This window comes from Vibrio navarrensis, assembly GCF_015767675.1.
Classification (GTDB): domain Bacteria; phylum Pseudomonadota; class Gammaproteobacteria; order Enterobacterales; family Vibrionaceae; genus Vibrio.
On record NZ_CP065217.1, the window covers coordinates 2388916 to 2404505 of the forward strand.

At 47.3% G+C, this 15590-nt stretch carries 16 protein-coding genes and 1 pseudogene; 13 read left to right on the forward strand and 4 right to left on the reverse strand.

Annotation, left to right across the window (positions count from 1 at the left end):
• Nucleotides 1-12 precede the first annotated feature (12 nt).
• The 5 genes from rsxG to I3X05_RS11415 all read left to right on the forward strand — a co-directional run bounded on the left by rsxG (nt 13) and on the right by I3X05_RS11415 (nt 3075).
• Nucleotides 13-651, forward strand: a complete 639-nt coding sequence (gene rsxG, locus I3X05_RS11395) for an electron transport complex subunit RsxG (RefSeq protein ID WP_045570820.1) — start codon at nt 13-15, stop codon at nt 649-651.
• Entirely contained in the window at nt 644-1336 is a 693-nt protein-coding gene (locus I3X05_RS11400) for an electron transport complex subunit E (RefSeq protein ID WP_045570821.1), read from the forward strand. The genes rsxG and I3X05_RS11400 overlap by 8 nt, the downstream gene beginning before the upstream one ends.
• A gap of 66 nt (nt 1337-1402) precedes the next feature.
• Nucleotides 1403-2044: an endonuclease III gene (nth, locus tag I3X05_RS11405; RefSeq protein ID WP_045570822.1), complete on the forward strand. Its 642-nt coding sequence runs from the start codon at nt 1403-1405 to the stop codon at nt 2042-2044.
• 23 nt (nt 2045-2067) lie between these two features.
• Complete coding sequence (gene gloA / locus I3X05_RS11410; RefSeq protein ID WP_045570823.1) at nt 2068-2484, forward strand: lactoylglutathione lyase; 417 nt, start codon at nt 2068-2070, stop codon at nt 2482-2484.
• A gap of 156 nt (nt 2485-2640) precedes the next feature.
• Complete coding sequence (locus tag I3X05_RS11415) at nt 2641-3075, forward strand: DUF2753 domain-containing protein (RefSeq protein ID WP_045570824.1); 435 nt, start codon at nt 2641-2643, stop codon at nt 3073-3075.
• Nucleotides 3076-3077: 2 nt separating this feature from the next.
• Here the strand turns inward: I3X05_RS11415 and motY are convergent, their stop codons facing one another.
• Nucleotides 3078-3959, reverse strand: a complete 882-nt coding sequence (motY, locus tag I3X05_RS11420) for a flagellar protein MotY (RefSeq protein ID WP_045570832.1) — start codon at nt 3957-3959, stop codon at nt 3078-3080.
• Between the two features lie 197 nt (nt 3960-4156).
• Here motY and rnt point away from each other — a divergent pair, with 197 nt between their 5' ends.
• Both rnt and I3X05_RS11430 read left to right on the forward strand, forming a co-directional pair.
• A complete protein-coding gene (rnt, locus tag I3X05_RS11425; protein WP_039443506.1) occupies nt 4157-4813 on the forward strand; it encodes a ribonuclease T in 657 nt (218 codons plus the stop codon).
• A gap of 21 nt (nt 4814-4834) precedes the next feature.
• Entirely contained in the window at nt 4835-6160 is a 1326-nt protein-coding gene (locus I3X05_RS11430; RefSeq protein WP_045570825.1) for a Na+/H+ antiporter family protein, read from the forward strand.
• A 67-nt stretch (nt 6161-6227) separates the two neighbouring features.
• Here the strand turns inward: I3X05_RS11430 and I3X05_RS11435 are convergent, their stop codons facing one another.
• The gene (locus tag I3X05_RS11435; protein ID WP_337970729.1) at nt 6228-6860 is read right to left on the reverse strand and encodes a DsbA family protein; all 633 of its coding nucleotides are present in this window, start codon (nt 6858-6860) and stop codon (nt 6228-6230) included.
• A gap of 119 nt (nt 6861-6979) precedes the next feature.
• The gene (locus tag I3X05_RS11440) at nt 6980-7318 is read right to left on the reverse strand and encodes a Grx4 family monothiol glutaredoxin (RefSeq protein ID WP_039429958.1); all 339 of its coding nucleotides are present in this window, start codon (nt 7316-7318) and stop codon (nt 6980-6982) included.
• Nucleotides 7319-7599: 281 nt separating this feature from the next.
• Between I3X05_RS11440 and sodB the strand changes: the two genes are divergently transcribed.
• From sodB to I3X05_RS11455, 3 genes are all read left to right on the forward strand, one after another.
• Nucleotides 7600-8184 carry a superoxide dismutase [Fe] gene (gene sodB / locus I3X05_RS11445; RefSeq protein WP_193157867.1) on the forward strand — a complete coding sequence of 195 codons (585 nt, stop codon included), beginning with the start codon at nt 7600-7602 and terminating at the stop codon, nt 8182-8184.
• Nucleotides 8185-8309: 125 nt separating this feature from the next.
• Nucleotides 8310-8813 carry a VC2046/SO_2500 family protein gene (locus I3X05_RS11450; RefSeq protein ID WP_337970730.1) on the forward strand — a complete coding sequence of 168 codons (504 nt, stop codon included), beginning with the start codon at nt 8310-8312 and terminating at the stop codon, nt 8811-8813.
• Between the two features lie 174 nt (nt 8814-8987).
• Nucleotides 8988-9671 (forward strand): SDR family oxidoreductase, encoded by a 684-nt coding sequence (locus I3X05_RS11455; RefSeq protein WP_193186148.1) that lies wholly within the window; start codon nt 8988-8990, stop codon nt 9669-9671.
• 162 nt (nt 9672-9833) lie between these two features.
• On the opposite strand, the gene adhE is transcribed toward I3X05_RS11455, so the two are convergent.
• Nucleotides 9834-12539: a bifunctional acetaldehyde-CoA/alcohol dehydrogenase gene (gene adhE, locus I3X05_RS11460; RefSeq protein WP_337970731.1), complete on the reverse strand. Its 2706-nt coding sequence runs from the start codon at nt 12537-12539 to the stop codon at nt 9834-9836.
• A gap of 661 nt (nt 12540-13200) precedes the next feature.
• Between adhE and I3X05_RS11465 the strand changes: the two genes are divergently transcribed.
• The 3 genes and pseudogenes from I3X05_RS11465 to I3X05_RS11475 all read left to right on the forward strand — a co-directional run bounded on the left by I3X05_RS11465 (nt 13201) and on the right by I3X05_RS11475 (nt 15584).
• Nucleotides 13201-13839, forward strand: coding sequence for a YchE family NAAT transporter (locus I3X05_RS11465; protein ID WP_039429970.1), 639 nt, complete (start codon nt 13201-13203; stop codon nt 13837-13839).
• Nucleotides 13840-13905: 66 nt separating this feature from the next.
• Nucleotides 13906-14388, forward strand: a pseudogene (locus I3X05_RS11470) (ion transporter); the annotation flags it as partial.
• Between the two features lie 72 nt (nt 14389-14460).
• A protein-coding gene (locus I3X05_RS11475) for an IS3-like element ISVpa4 family transposase (protein ID WP_337970625.1) occupies nt 14461-15584 on the forward strand; the annotation gives its coding sequence in 2 pieces (ribosomal slippage) (nt 14461-14713 and nt 14713-15584; 1125 coding nt in all).
• Nucleotides 15585-15590: the final 6 nt, after the last annotated feature.

Below are 15590 nucleotides of genomic sequence, written 5' to 3' on the forward strand. Positions count from 1 at the left end.
CAGGAAAAGTGCATGATTAACGCCATTCGTCACAACGGATTAACGCTCGCTATTTTCGCCTGTGTCACCACAGGTTTGGTGGCCGTTACCCAATATTTCACCAAAGATCAGATCAAGCGCCAAGAGCAAGCGCAGCTCTCTTCGGTGCTCAATCAGGTGATTCCCAAACAGATGCACGATAATCTGCTGTTTGAATCCTGTATTTTGCTCACCAATCCAGCGCTTGGCACCGATAAAGCCATGCCCGCTTACATCGCGACCTTGAACGGTGAACCAACCGCAATCGCGATTGAATCCATCGCTCCAGATGGCTATAACGGCGCGATTAAAATCATTACAGGCATTGATAATACAGGTACAGTTTTGGCAACTCGCGTTCTCGGCCATCAAGAAACACCCGGATTGGGTGATAAGATTGACTTACGTGTGAGCGATTGGATCAGCAGTTTTTCCGGTAAGCAACTCAATGAAAACAATTATGACCGTTGGAATGTGCGCAAAGATGGCGGCGATTTCGACCAATTTACTGGCGCGACCATTACACCCCGTGCCGTTGTAAAAGCGGTGCGTAATACGGTAGAGTTTGTCAACGCCAATCGCCAGCAACTTCTGACCCAGCCATTAAACTGTGGAGAGAACCGCCATGAGTGAACATAAAACTTTGCTGAAAAACGGCATGTGGAGCAATAACCCCGCGCTGGTTCAACTGCTCGGGTTGTGCCCACTGCTTGCTGTCTCCTCAACCGTCACCAATGCGCTTGGCCTTGGTATTGCTACCTTGCTGGTGTTGGTTGGCTCAAACGTCAGTGTCTCTTTGATGCGCAATCATGTCCCGAAAGAGATCCGCATACCTGTGTTCGTCATGATCATCGCGTCTTTAGTAAGCTGCGTGCAATTGCTGATGAATGCCTATGCTTACGGACTCTATCTCTCTCTTGGGATTTTCATTCCTTTGATCGTCACCAACTGCATCATCATCGGCCGCGCAGAAGCGTATGCCTCTAAAAATGAGGTGTTGCCCGCAGCGTTAGACGGCTTTTGGATGGGGATGGGCATGACCAGCGTTTTGGTCGTGCTCGGCGCGATGCGTGAAATTCTCGGCAACGGGACACTCTTTGATGGCGCCGATTTATTACTGGGAGATTGGGCCGCCGCACTGCGTATAGAAATATTCCATTTTGACACCAGCTTTTTATTAGCCTTGTTGCCACCGGGCGCATTTATTGGCGTCGGCTTTTTGATTGCCCTGAAAAACGTGATTGATGCTAATCTCAAAGCACGTCAGCCTCAACAAGAAAAACCGGCAATAGAGCGCGTGCGCGTCACAAACGCCTAATCGGTTTTATCGGCTTAGCGGCCATTATAATTCTCCTAGCGCTAAGCCTTTCCCTTGGAAGTCAGCATGAACAAAGAAAAACGAATTCAAATCTTGCAGCGTTTGCGCGAGCACAATCCCAACCCACAAACGGAGCTCAATTGGAATTCACCGTTTGAACTGCTTATCGCTGTACTGCTCTCAGCCCAAGCAACGGATGTGAGCGTCAACAAAGCCACGGACAAACTTTTCCCAGTGGCAAATACCCCGCAAAGCATCTTAGATTTAGGGGTCGACGGCTTAAAAGAGTACATCAAAACCATCGGCCTGTTTAACTCGAAAGCAGAAAACACCATCAAAACCTGCCAGATTCTGCTGGAAAAACACGGCGGTGAAGTGCCAGAAGACCGAGCAGCACTCGAAGCCTTACCGGGCGTTGGACGCAAAACGGCTAATGTGGTGCTCAATACTGCGTTTGGCTGGCCAACGATTGCCGTTGATACACACATTTTTCGTGTATCTAACCGCACCAGGTTTGCCATCGGTAAAAATGTGGATGAAGTGGAGCAAAAACTGCTGAAAGTGGTGCCCAAGGAATTTAAACTTGACGTCCATCACTGGTTGATTCTCCACGGCCGTTATACCTGTATCGCCAGAAAGCCGCGTTGTGGGAGTTGTATTATAGAAGACCTTTGTGAGTTCAAAGAGAAGGTCTACCCAGAGAGCTAAGTTCGATTAATTAGGAGCAAACAATGTCAAATGGTCGCATTTTACACACCATGCTACGTGTGGGAGATTTAGACAAATCTATTCAGTTTTATACCGAAGTCATGGGTATGCAACTGCTGCGCAAGAACGAGAACAAGGAATACGAGTACACCTTGGCTTTCCTTGGCTACGGTGACGAGTCACAAGGCGCAGTGATCGAATTGACCTATAACTGGGGCAAGTCTGAGTACGATCTGGGGACCGCGTTCGGCCATATTGCGATTGGTGTCGATGATATTTATACCACTTGTGATGCCATCAAAGCGGCAGGCGGCAACGTCACGCGCGAAGCGGGCCCGGTAAAAGGCGGCACAACGCACATCGCGTTTGTCAAAGATCCCGATGGCTACATGATTGAACTGATTCAGAACAAACAAGCATCTGCAGGATTGGAAGGCTAAGCCGGACATTCTGAGGTGTGATAAACGCTGTTTGACACACTGAGTGATTTGAGAGAGGAAGCCAAGCGCTTCCTCTTTTTTGTTTCATTCACGCCACTTTACATGAGAATTATTTTCATTTAGATTGATGAGAGTTTGGCTAAGTGGAAGAAAAGCATGATAAACGAGTGGGAAAAACACACCTTATTGGCAGACACTGCACTGCAACTCGACGATCCAATTCGCAGTATTCTGCACTACCAACAAGCTTTGGCACTCAGTGATGAGATAGCCAATAGCGGTGAGATTGAAGCCGATGATAAGATCTTAATTTCGGTTATCTCTTGTCATAATCTAGCGCAATTCTGGCGTTGGGCTGGTGACACCGAGTATGAACTCAAGTACTTGCAGCTCGCTTCAGAAAAAGTGCTGACCTTGATCCCGCAGTGCCCACAGCATCAATGCGAGAACTTTATTGATTCCATCGGCTGTTGTAAAAAAGCGCTGTTTGATTTCCTAAAACGTCATCCAAACCCAAAAATTGCGCAGTTGGTAGAGAAGATCGATACCGCAACCCAATGCGAAATTATCGCCAAATTTAGGCTCAACTGAACTTATACTTCGGTCCTGCCTAGCGAAATAACGACGCGGCGGTTCTTATCTTTGCCGATGGGCGTCGCGTTGTCGGCAATTGGGCGACGTTTGCCAAAGCCTTGTACTTGAATGCGATCTTCTGTCAGCCCCAGCGCTTTGAAGTACTCCCGCAGCGATTCCGCCCTGCGCTCAGAAAGGTTCTGACTAAGGCTAGTGCCATCCGTCGAATCGGTATAAGTGGAGACTAACACCAGATCAATATCGGTGTTGTAGCGCACGTATTCGGCGATTTGCGAAAGACGTTTTTGCGACGCTTTGGTCAGTTTGTCGCCGTTACGCTCGTAATGCAGAATGGTGAAGGAGATATCTTCAAAACTGTACGGCAGTAAGTTAGCGATGCAGTCGCTAAACGCATTGTATTTTTGCTGAAACAGCACCGACGAAAGCACCACTTCAATACGCTGATTGCGGCTTTGCCAATCTTGATAGCTGAACGTCGGATAACGCCCTTTCTCCAGCTCGGTCAAAATGCCCCAAGCGGTCTGACCGCCCACATAGCCATCAAACTGTTTAAAGAATTTGAGCGTGGTTAGGCGATCGGCTGGCTCGCCAGGACGCCAAGGTGGCGGCATCGAAATCAAGCTCACATTACGCGTTTCCCCCATCGGGCGACGCATTTTCAGCTCAAAATCGAGCACGATTTTTTTGCTGGCACGCGAAGAAAACTCCGCGTCGCCAAAGTTCGGAATGGGATGCACCAAGCGACATTCCAGCGGCGAATTAACCACCATCTCCCACTGAGATTGCTGAGGCGTGGCCACATAACGTTTGTCCATCGCCATCACGGAGACAGAGGCAAAAGTGGTTAGCACTAGACTACTGGTTACAAGCCACATTTTCATTATCGGCAACATCTCTTCAATCATCTGCACGCTCTGGCAAGGTTGCCAACGTACATTACCCAACTTCATTTCGAAATTTACATGCAAGAATCTAGCCATCAAACCCGTAAACTTTTGCCGTTTTCTCTTTCTGTAGCGTTTTTTTCGCCGTCATAATCTGTAATAATGCCGTCTTTGTCACACAAATAAATAGAAACATGACTGTAGAAAACACAGCACAGACCCTAAAAAAACGTTTTCGCGGCTATTTTCCTGTCGTCGTAGACGTTGAAACTGCCGGGTTTAATGCAAAAACTGATGCACTTTTGGAAATTTGCGCCATCACGTTGAAAATGGATGAACATGGCGACCTTCACCCCGCATCAACCATTCACTTTCATGTCGAACCATTCGAAGGGGCCAATATAGAAAAGGAAGCCTTAGAATTTAATGGCATCCGCGACCCTTTTAGCCCACTGCGCGGCGCTGTGACTGAACAGGAAGCGCTCAAAGAGATCTACAAACTGATCCGCAAAGAGCAAAAAGCGGCAGACTGTGGCCGCGCCATCATGGTGGCCCACAATGCCGCATTTGACCTCAGCTTTGTCAACGCTGCCAACGAGCGCTGCAAGCTAAAACGTATCCCTTTCCATCCCTTTGCCACCTTTGATACCGCCACTTTAAGTGGTTTGGCTTATGGCCAAACGGTGTTAGCCAAAGCGTGTAAAACCGCTGGGATGGAATTTGATAATCGTGAGGCGCATTCTGCCCTATACGATACCGAGAAAACCGCAGAGCTATTTTGCGGCATTGTCAATAAGTGGAAAGCGTTAGGTGGCTGGCCGCTTGTCGATGATGAAGACAATAATAAGTAAACACAACTTCCTGAGAAAACTATGAATCCTGTTGTTATTTCTGTTTGCGTCATGCTGATTTTGGCATTGATGCGAGTGAACGTGGTGGTCGCCCTCACGTTCAGTGCCATCGTAGGTGGCTTGGTGGCTGGCATGGATCTCGGCGATACCATTGCCGCGTTTGAGAGCGGTCTTGGTGGCGGCGCAACGATTGCTTTAAGTTACGCCATGCTAGGTACTTTTGCGGTGGCGATTTCCAAATCAGGCATCACCGACCTTTTGGCGCAAAGCGTCATCAAACGCCTCAACGGTAAAGATAGCGCCGCTTCAACCACCGGCCTCAAATATGCCGTGCTCGTGGCGCTAGTGCTGGTGACTATGTCGTCGCAAAACGTTATCCCTGTGCATATCGCCTTTATCCCCATTTTGATTCCACCTCTACTGGGCGTTTTTGCCAAACTAAAACTAGACCGTCGTCTTATCGCGTGCGTGCTAACGTTTGGTCTCATCACCCCATACATGGTGTTACCCGTTGGCTTTGGCGGTATTTTTCTCAACAACATTCTGCTGAAAAACCTGCACGACAACGGCCTAGACAATGTTGTTGCCAGCCAAGTCCCTACCGCGATGCTCTTGCCTGGAGCAGGGATGGTTTGCGGCTTATTGATTGCGATTTTCTTTAGCTACCGTAAGCCTCGCGAATACGCAGAGACCGAACTCACTGTCGTGCACGAGGAGACTCAAGGGCTGAACAAGCAACATATTCTGGTTGCCGCCGTTGGCATCATCGCCGCGCTGAGCGTTCAGCTTTACACCGGTTCGATGATCATTGGCGCGCTCGCTGGCTTCATGGTGTTTACCTTTGGTGGCGTGATCGCATGGAAAGAAACACATGATGTGTTTACCAAAGGTGTTCACATGATGGCGATGATCGGTTTCATTATGATCGCGGCGGCGGGTTTTGCTGCGGTAATGAAGCAGACTGGCGGCGTAGAAACTTTAGTAGAATCACTCTCGACTAGCATTGGTGACAACAAAGCGCTGGCCGCACTGCTGATGCTGGTTGTAGGCTTGCTGGTCACGATGGGCATTGGGTCTTCATTCTCTACTATCCCAATTCTGGCCACCATTTACGTGCCACTGGCGATCGCTTTTGGCTTCTCACCGATGGCGACCATCGCTTTAGTGGGTACTGCAGCAGCACTTGGTGACGCAGGTTCACCGGCTTCGGACTCTACTTTAGGTCCAACGTCTGGCTTAAATGCCGACGGTCAACATGAACACATTTGGGAAACCGTTGTCCCCACATTTATCCACTACAACGTTCCACTGATCATTTTTGGCTGGATCGCCGCGATGATTCTGTAGTGTAAAAACTTCCATCAACAACAAAGCCGCTCAATGAGCGGCTTTGTTTTAACTGGAATTCTGACCACTACGATTGCGCAGGCATCGTTTGTAAGATGCGTTCGCGGATCTGCTTAAGCGTCGATTCTGATGAAAAGTAATCCACCTCGATCAGGAAATAGGCATCGTTGATTTGCAGCACTAAACTCGGATAGGAGCTTACGCCCAAACTGCTCGCGAAACTCAATTGATCCTGAAAAACCCCCTCAAGAAATGCACCATTCACATCATGCTCAAACTGTGACACATTCAGCCCAAGCTCCTGTGCCAGTTGACGATGAGTCGCCTCCTCATGCGGTGATATAGCACGCAGATAATACGCTTGTTGGATGGCATCAAGCATTGCTTCGTAGCTGTCTTGAAATCCTGCCGCGATTAGCGCTCGGCACGCTTGATAGGTACTGCGAACGGGTGTGCACTTGGTCCAAAAATCATAGTTAAAACGGGTACCGAGCTGACGCTCAATTTGATGCCAGACCCCTTCAATCTTTTGCTGCATTTCTGGTGGCATTGGCAGTGTCGAATCAGGAGCAAGCCCCCCGACTACGTATTCAAACTGGATTACCCCAGGCAACTGCTGTTTTAGCTTGTCCAAGGTAGGCTTGTAACCCCAACACCAACTGCACATAGGATCATGGACGTAATATAGTTTGATTTTCATTCTACCCACTCAAAAAAGAAAAAGGAGCCAAATAGCAGCTCCTTTGTATTCTATACATAATTGCTCATCACCACTACGCTGACACCACGTCATCCATGGGAGAGCAAAGCAAAGCGAGATTACTCCGCTTCGTTACTCGCAGCGCGTGCCGCGGCTTCTTTGATCAATGGCTGAAGTTCGCCTTTTTGGAACATCTCAATCACGATGTCGCAACCGCCGATCAATTCACCTTCAACCCAAAGCTGTGGGAACGTTGGCCATTGTGCATAGCTTGGTAGCTCGGCGCGGATGTCAGGATTCTGCAGAATGTCCACATAAGCGAACTTTTCACCACAAGCCATCAGAGCTTGAGCTGCTTGAGAGGAGAAACCACAGCTTGGTAGCTTTGGAGAACCTTTCATGTAAAGAAGGATTGGGTTTTCTGCGATTTGCTGTTTGATTTTATCGATAGTTTCCATTGCTTCCTCTAGATGGAGTTACTGCAAATAATCGCAACATTTTACCTTATTACTCAAGAATAAAAAGCACATAAAAATTAGGGCTATAATCAGGGGCGCGATGACAAAGAAATTTCATATAGAAATTGTCACTTAGCCCTTTTAATAAAGTAAAAACTTGCTAAACTATAGCGCAAGTCAGTCATAAAGACATTCAACCTTGCCAAAGCAGGTTGAAAATCGGATAAATAACACTGGAAGCAATCGAAGGTTACCCCTTCAAATAGATGGAGAATCGAGCAATGGCATTTGAACTACCCGCTCTTCCTTACGCAAAAGACGCTCTTGAGCCACACATCTCTGCAGAAACTCTTGAGTTCCACCACGGTAAACACCACAACACTTACGTTGTAAAACTGAATGGCCTTATCCCAGGTACTGAGTTTGAAGGCAAATCTCTAGAAGAGATCATCAAAACTTCAACTGGCGGTATCTTCAATAACGCAGCGCAAGTTTGGAACCATACTTTCTACTGGCACTGCCTAGCGCCAAATGCAGGTGGCGAGCCAACAGGTGCGGTTGCTGATGCGATCAATGCAGCATTTGGTTCTTTCGAAGAGTTCAAAACAAAATTCACTGACTCAGCTATCAACAACTTCGGTTCTTCTTGGACTTGGTTGGTGAAAAAGGCTGACGGTTCTCTAGCCATCGTTAACACCTCAAACGCAGCAACACCGATCACCGAAGAAGGTGTGACGCCACTGCTAACCGTTGACCTGTGGGAACACGCTTACTACATCGACTACCGCAACCTACGTCCAGATTACATGAACGGCTTCTGGGCTCTGGTTAACTGGGAATTCGTTGCAGCGAACCTAGCGAAATAATTCGCGACACCTTAAGTTCAATTTAGTCACTAATTCAAACCCGCTCATCGTAGCGGGTTTTTCTTTTATTTTACCTAAAGTTACCTATGTTGCTGCCGCTATAAAAACATCAGGCGGAGGGCATAATGCAAATACATACTTTAGACAAAGCAGGCATCATCAACGAGCTTCAGTTTGGCACAGGAATTAACCACGCCATTCATGATGGTCGTCGTGCCGATTTCGCTTTGCTGCTATCGATGTTTTCTAATGATGCACGCCACATAACGCCTGTAGAAGAAACGGACTCGCAACCCGTCACGGAGCAAATTCTGCGTCAACAATTTGCTTTAAGCGAACCGCAGAAACTGAGAGGCGATCAATCCAGCTACACTATTTCAGCGGAGCAAGCAAAGCAGTTTCACCGTGCGGGGCTCGCCTCAAGCAAACTCAGCCACTACCTTATCGCCGACGCGCTCGCCTATATGCCAGAGGAGACCTTCGATCTCCCGGAAGAGGTGTATCAAAACCTTTCCGGCCATGAAAGACGTCAGTTAGCGCAGCCAAAGACTCCACTCCTACCTGAAGCCGGTCTGTATAATCAGTTGTCAACCGCTTGGGCCAAAGCCCGATTGAGCGCATCAGTCTAGACTTTAACTTGTTGAATATTAATGCGTTACAATACAAGAGCAGACTAAAGTGTGACTTTTTACATACTTTGGCATTCTGCTTGACTCAGATAGTCATTAGTTTGACGTTATTCACACTGAGAAGCCCCATTTTCTCCCATGATAAAAGTACCGCTAACACATGGAGTCAGGGAAATGGAAATAAAGCACGCGCTAATCTTGGTAACGAATGCTGGCTCTCTGCTCGGCCGAACCATCGCCCTACACTTTGCCAAACTCGGCGCAACCATCATTCTGAGCGACCAAAATAAAGCTCAGCTGGCTGAAACACAGACAATGTTAGCGACGATTACCGACAAAGCCTGTTCTATTGCCATCTGTGATGACCAAACCGAAACCATTCAGCGCCTATTTGCCGAGATAGAACAGCAGTTTGCGCAAGTTCCCGATGTGCTCGTCAACTGTTGGACTTCGCTCCCTCTCCCGTCTTTAACCGATCATGCAGCCGATGGTGGTTTCGTCGAACAACTCTCCTCCACCGCAGGCGCGCTGTATCGCTTTGGACAGGTTTGCGCTGAACGTATGCGGCACACCGAAACGAAAGGCGTGATCGTCAATGTTATCACCCACGCCGATTATCAAAACTTTTCTGGCGTTGAAAGCGTCACCTCGCTCGTTTCTGGCTTTACCCACAGTTGGGCCAAAGAGCTCACCCCTTTTAATATTCGTGTCGGTGGTGTTATCCCGGCTCTGTCGCATACACAAAATCACGTTGATGAAGCACACTGGGCGCAAGTGCAAGACGAACTAATCCGCAATACAGAGTACATTGTCGCCAACGAGTACTTTAGCGGACGGGTAGTCAGTGCAGAGGTTTAACCACCTTCCTCACTTTTACCGCGAACCTGATGTACAATCCCGACACTATTCATGTTGATGAATAGGTAAAAAAAGCCCCTATCTCTCGATAGGGGCTTTGCTCTTTTCCCGATTTTTTAGGTTTCGTGCTAGCGAAAACCTATCTCAAAATGTCCGTCTTACTTAGGCGTTCGCTTTTTCTTTCTTCGCTTTAACCACTTCAGCTTTAGCTGCTTCTTGGTCTGCTTTCTTCTTGATCACAGTAGTACCTTCGAAAGTTTCACCTTCAACGAAAGCTTTACCGTAGTAAGCAGCAATTAGAACTTCTTTCAGCTCAGCGATTAGTGGGTAGCGTGGGTTTGCACCAGTACATTGGTCATCAAACGCTTCTACTGCGAGTTCATCAACTTTCGCTAAGAAGTCAGCTTCAGCAACGCCAGCCGCTTGGATAGACATTGGGATGTCTAGGTCACCTTTCAGCTCATCCAACCATGCAAGTAGACGTTCAATCTTCTGCGCAGTGCGGTCACCCGCTTGGCTTAGGCCTAGGTGGTCAGCAACTTCTGCGTAACGACGACGTGCTTGTGGACGGTCGTATTGAGAGAATGCCGTTTGCTTAGTTGGGTTATCGTTCGCGTTGTAACGTACCACGTTAGAGATCAGAAGTGCGTTCGCCAGACCGTGTGGTAGGTGGAACTCAGCACCGATCTTGTGCGCCATAGAGTGACATACACCTAGGAACGCGTTAGCGAATGCGATACCAGCAATAGTTGCTGCGTTGTGTACTTTCTCACGAGCGATTGGGTCTTTTGCACCGTTCGCGTAGCTTGAAGGTAGGTACTCTTTTAGCATCTTAAGTGCTTGCAGAGCCTGGCCGTCTGAGTATTCGTTCGCTAGAACCGATACGTAAGCTTCTAGAGCGTGAGTCACTGCATCGTAACCACCGAATGCGGTTAGAGACTTAGGCATGTTCATCACTAGGTTCGCATCTACGATTGCCATTTGAGGAGTCAATTCGTAGTCCGCTAGTGGGTACTTAGCGCCAGTCTTGTCGTCAGTCACAACCGCGAATGGTGTCACTTCTGAACCTGTACCTGAAGTGGTAGTGATACAGACAAGCTCCGCTTTTTTACCCATTTTAGGGAACTTGTAGATACGTTTACGGATATCCATAAAGCGCATTGCCAGTTCTTCGAAGTGAGTTTCTGGGTGCTCGTACATAACCCACATGATCTTCGCCGCATCCATTGGTGAACCACCACCAAGCGCTAGAATCACGTCTGGCTGGAAGCTTTGCATTGCTGCAGCGCCTTTCTCTACAACAGATAGAGTTGGGTCAGCTTCAACATCAAAGAATGTTTGAACTTCCATGCCTTGTGCTTTCAGTAGGCTAACTACATCATCTGCATAACCGTTGTTGAATAGGAAACGGTCAGTAACGAGGAATGCGCGTTTTTTACCTTCTAGATCGCTCAGTGCGATTGGAAGGCTACCACGACGGAAGTAGATTGACTTAGGTAGTTTGTGCCACAACATGTTTTCAGCTCGCTTCGCAACAGTTTTCTTGTTGATTAGGTGCTTAGGACCTACGTTCTCAGAGATAGAGTTACCACCCCATGAGCCACAACCCAGAGTCAGAGACGGTGCAACGTTAAAGTTGTACAGGTCACCGATACCACCGTGAGTAGTTGGGATGTTTACAAGGATACGTGCAGTCTTCAGTTTGTCACCGAAGTAACGAATACGGTCTGCGTTTACGTCTTGGTTGGTGTATAGGCCAGAAGTGTGACCGATACCGCCGATCTCAACCATAGTTACTGCTTGAGCAACTGCGTCTTCGAAGTTGTCAGCACGGAATAGACCTAGAGTTGGAGACAGTTTCTCATGAGCGAATTCGTCATCGTAAGATACTTTACCAATACCTTCACCAACGAGAACTTTAGTGTCAGCAGGAACTTTAACACCCGCCATTTCAGCAATAGCAGCTGCTGGTTGACCTACGATTTTCGCATTCAGTGCGCCATCGATTAACAGTACCTTACGTACTTTTTCTGCTTCTGCTTTGCTTAGAACGTAAGCTTTGTGAGAAGCAAAACGCGCTTTCACTTCGTCATATACTTCGTCAACAACGATTGCTGCTTGCTCAGAAGCACACACTACGCCGTTATCAAAGGTTTTAGACATCAGGATAGAAGCCACTGCACGTTTGATGTCAGCAGTCTCATCGATAACGACTGGAACGTTACCTGCACCTACACCGATCGCAGGTTTACCAGAAGAGTAAGCCGCTTTCACCATGCCTGGACCACCAGTTGCAAGAATAAGTGCAATGCCATCGTGCTTCATCAGTGCGTTTGAAAGCTCAACTGAAGGTTGGTCGATCCAACCGATGATGTCTTTTGGTGCGCCAGCGGCAACAGCAGCATCCAAAACCAGTTTCGCAGCTGCGTTGGTTGAATTTTTTGCACGTGGGTGTGGAGAGAAGATGATACCGTTACGAGTTTTCAACGAGATCAGAGATTTGAAGATCGCGGTTGAAGTCGGGTTAGTGGTTGGAACGATACCGCAGATGATACCTACAGGTTCAGCGATAGTCATTGTACCTAGGTTGTCATCTTCTTCTAGGATGCCACAGGTTTTCTCATCCTTGTATTTGTTGTAGATGAACTCAGACGCAAAGTGGTTCTTGATTACTTTATCTTCAACAATACCCATACCAGATTCTTCAACCGCCATTTGTGCTAGCGGGATACGCGCTTGGTTTGCAGCAAGAGAAGCAGCACGGAAGATCTTGTCGACTTGCTCTTGAGAGAAAGTAGCAAATTCTTCTTGTGCTTTCTTAACGCGTGCAATCATCGCATCTAGTTCAGCCATATTAGTTACAGGCATAGGGATTCTCCTAAATTAACAAATATTAAAAACTTTTTAGTAAGGCGACTTGCTGGTTGTTTTGACTGTCTATCAGTAACTTACTTAACAACCGTCTTAGTAAATTGCTTTCAGGACTGAGTATAATATTTCAGAGTGTGAAAATAATTGACTTGGATCAGTTCTCACTCTCGAAATCCCTCAAAAGTAGTACCCCATTGCACACAAACACATTAAGCTCATGATCTATAAGAAAAACATACAAAAAATGTCATTGAGCAAAAAAGAAGCAATCGAACCAACCAACTAAAAAAGCCACAACAATCTGTAAAAAAGTTTCATTTTTAGTCCATAAAATTACATGTGGACCCCAAATCTTGTGCTACTGAGAGTATATCTAAGCTCAATTATCTCTCCACATTGTGACGTTTTTTTTATCTATTTTGTGTGGATGTTAACGTTTATGAGCAAATCCCAACTCAAGCAAATGCAGAATGATACAACTCCACATCTGGATTTACATACGGGAACAGTTATTCTCCGTACGTTAACACAGTTTACTGCCCAACTGAGTAAGCTCGGGTAAGATTAGTCTAACCGCACACAAAAGGCGTTTTTTCTCTCGTCAATTCTTAGCATCTTTTCTAGAATATAAGCTCCTGTCCCTCTGTATGAATTCGTCATGTCAAACTTCGAAATCGCTATTTTTCTGCAATTTTTCCTAGGCTTAGTTGCCGCAGTCAATCCGGTGGGCATCATGCCTGTTTTTGTCTCTCTAACAGGACACATGACACCGGAAGAAAAACACAAAACGGCACTGACTGCGAACATTGCGGTGGCAGTGATCCTGGTGGTGTCGCTGCTTGCAGGTCAAATGCTGCTGGATATGTTTAGCATCTCTCTCGATTCGTTTCGTGTCGCGGGGGGATTGTTGCTGCTCAGTATTGCCTTCTCAATGATGAGCGGTAAGCTCGGTGAAGATAAGCAAAACAAGCAAGAACAATCCGAATACGTTAGCCGCGAGCAGATCGGCGTTGTGCCACTTGCCATGCCTTTAATGGCTGGGCCTGGTGCCATCAGCTCTACGATTGTCTATGGCGCTCGTTACCCCAGTATGTTCGACACTGTGGGTATCGTCATCACTGTCGCCATATTCAGTTTTTGCTCTTGGCTGCTGTTCCGCTCTGCACCACTTATCGTGCGCTTCCTTGGTCAAACGGGTATCAACGTCATCACTCGGATTATGGGCCTGATCCTTGGCGCACTCGGCATTGAATTTATTGCCAATGGCTTGCGAAATCTCTTCCCCGGATTAGCCTGATTTTCGCTTTAAGGTTATGATGTGGCTACGATACTATTTGTTAGTCACATCATGTTCAGCCGCATCATGTCTCAAGAAACGTTAAAAAACCGTCTGTACGTTATTATCTTTGGCACACACACTCCTGCGGGCAAAGCTTTTGATATTGCTCTCATTATTGCCATTCTCAGTTCACTGTCAGTGCTGGTTTTAGAGTCCATTCCTACCGTTCGCGCTTCTTGGTCAACAGAGCTGCGTTATTTCGAATACGGCTTTACCGCGCTTTTTACCATTGAGTACTTGTTGCGTCTCTACTGTTCGCCCAAACCCGTCGCCTATGCGAAGAGCTTTTACGGCGTGGTCGATCTGCTTGCCATTTTGCCAACCTACCTTGTTCTGCTGTTCCCTTCCGCAACGTTTATGGGCGTGATTCGGCTGCTGCGAGTCATGCGTATTTTCCGCATCCTTAAGTTGGTACGCTATTTACAAGAGTCCAACGTGCTCCTGCGTTCGCTTTTGATGGCACGACGAAAAATCCTGATTTTTTTCAGCACCGTCGCGATAGAAGTGGCCCCCGATTTTCGGACATGACTTTAAGTGGTCGATCTGTTTTGATAGTACCCAACAATACAGGGACAGATTATGACTAGAAAACGTAGAAACCACTCTCCTGAGTTTAAAGCTAAGGTGGCACTCGATGCCGCTAAAGGCGATAAAACCGTCGCTGAGTTAGCTCAGAAATACAACCTGCACGCTAACCAAATCTCGACATGGAAAAAGGAGCTGCTTGAAAACGCAGCCATGATTTTTGCCACCGAAAATCACACAGGAAAAGAGAATTCCGAAGAAGTGGACAAACTTCACGCCAAGATCGGTCAATTGACCATGGAAAATGATTTTTTGGCCAAAGTGCTCGGTCGTTAGACCGAGCCCAGCGAAAGAGTTCGCTGGTTAAATCCACCCCATTGCCGATAAAGCGCCAGTGTGAGCTGCTCAATATTGCTCGCTCTACCGCTTACTATCAACCCATAGGACTCTCTGCTGAGGAGATTGCGTTGCGCCGTATGATTGACGAAATTCATCTTCAGTATCCGTTTATGGGCAGTCGGCGCATTCGAACTGAGCTGGCTAAGAAGGGTCATAGCGTTAATCGTAAGCGTGTTGTTCGACTCATGCGCGATATGGGGATTGGGGCGATTTACCCCAAGCCCAAAACGACGCTGGCGAACAAAGCACACAAGGTGTATCCCTACCTGTTGCGTGATATCGAAGTCACTTACCCAAACCAAGCTTGGGCGATTGATATCACGTACATCCCAATGGCGAAGGGGTTCCTGTACCTCGTTGCTATTATCGACTGGTATAGCCGCAAAGTGCTGGCTTGGCGACTATCCAACACCATGGACACGAGTTTTTGTATCGAAGCGCTTGAGGAAGCGCTGAAGCATTATGGGCCACCTGATATCTTTAACTCAGATCAAGGCAGCCAGTTTACCAGCACAGAGTTCACACAGAAGTTAATTGAACATGACATACGTATAAGCATGGACGGGAAAGGCCGCTGGGTTGACAATGTTTTCATTGAGCGATTATGGCGAAGCCTGAAATATGAGGAGGTTTACTTAAAGGCTTATACCACGCCCCGTGAAGCCGAGCTTGAAATCGGCAACTACATGGTGTTTTATAATGAAGAGCGTAACCATCAAGGACTCAATAACCTCACTCCTGATGAGGCCTACTTCGGTAGGCAAAGATACGCAGCATGAGCTGGG

What these genes read in the sequence shown, in the direction of transcription:
- motY (WP_045570832.1), bottom strand. Translation starts at nt 3,959, where the DNA reads ATGAAAATGTGGCTTGTAACCAGTAGTCTAGTGCTAACCACTTTTGCC.
- adhE (WP_337970731.1), bottom strand. Translation starts at nt 12,539, where the DNA reads ATGCCTGTAACTAATATGGCTGAACTAGATGCGATGATTGCACGCGTT.
- I3X05_RS11450 (WP_337970730.1), top strand. Translation starts at nt 8,310, where the DNA reads ATGCAAATACATACTTTAGACAAAGCAGGCATCATCAACGAGCTTCAG.
- nth (WP_045570822.1), top strand. Translation starts at nt 1,403, where the DNA reads ATGAACAAAGAAAAACGAATTCAAATCTTGCAGCGTTTGCGCGAGCAC.
- sodB (WP_193157867.1), top strand. Translation starts at nt 7,600, where the DNA reads ATGGCATTTGAACTACCCGCTCTTCCTTACGCAAAAGACGCTCTTGAG.
- I3X05_RS11430 (WP_045570825.1), top strand. Translation starts at nt 4,835, where the DNA reads ATGAATCCTGTTGTTATTTCTGTTTGCGTCATGCTGATTTTGGCATTG.
- I3X05_RS11465 (WP_039429970.1), top strand. Translation starts at nt 13,201, where the DNA reads ATGTCAAACTTCGAAATCGCTATTTTTCTGCAATTTTTCCTAGGCTTA.
- I3X05_RS11455 (WP_193186148.1), top strand. Translation starts at nt 8,988, where the DNA reads ATGGAAATAAAGCACGCGCTAATCTTGGTAACGAATGCTGGCTCTCTG.
- I3X05_RS11415 (WP_045570824.1), top strand. Translation starts at nt 2,641, where the DNA reads ATGATAAACGAGTGGGAAAAACACACCTTATTGGCAGACACTGCACTG.
- gloA (WP_045570823.1), top strand. Translation starts at nt 2,068, where the DNA reads ATGTCAAATGGTCGCATTTTACACACCATGCTACGTGTGGGAGATTTA.
- I3X05_RS11435 (WP_337970729.1), bottom strand. Translation starts at nt 6,860, where the DNA reads ATGAAAATCAAACTATATTACGTCCATGATCCTATGTGCAGTTGGTGT.
- I3X05_RS11440 (WP_039429958.1), bottom strand. Translation starts at nt 7,318, where the DNA reads ATGGAAACTATCGATAAAATCAAACAGCAAATCGCAGAAAACCCAATC.
- I3X05_RS11400 (WP_045570821.1), top strand. Translation starts at nt 644, where the DNA reads ATGAGTGAACATAAAACTTTGCTGAAAAACGGCATGTGGAGCAATAAC.
- rnt (WP_039443506.1), top strand. Translation starts at nt 4,157, where the DNA reads ATGACTGTAGAAAACACAGCACAGACCCTAAAAAAACGTTTTCGCGGC.
- rsxG (WP_045570820.1), top strand. Translation starts at nt 13, where the DNA reads ATGATTAACGCCATTCGTCACAACGGATTAACGCTCGCTATTTTCGCC.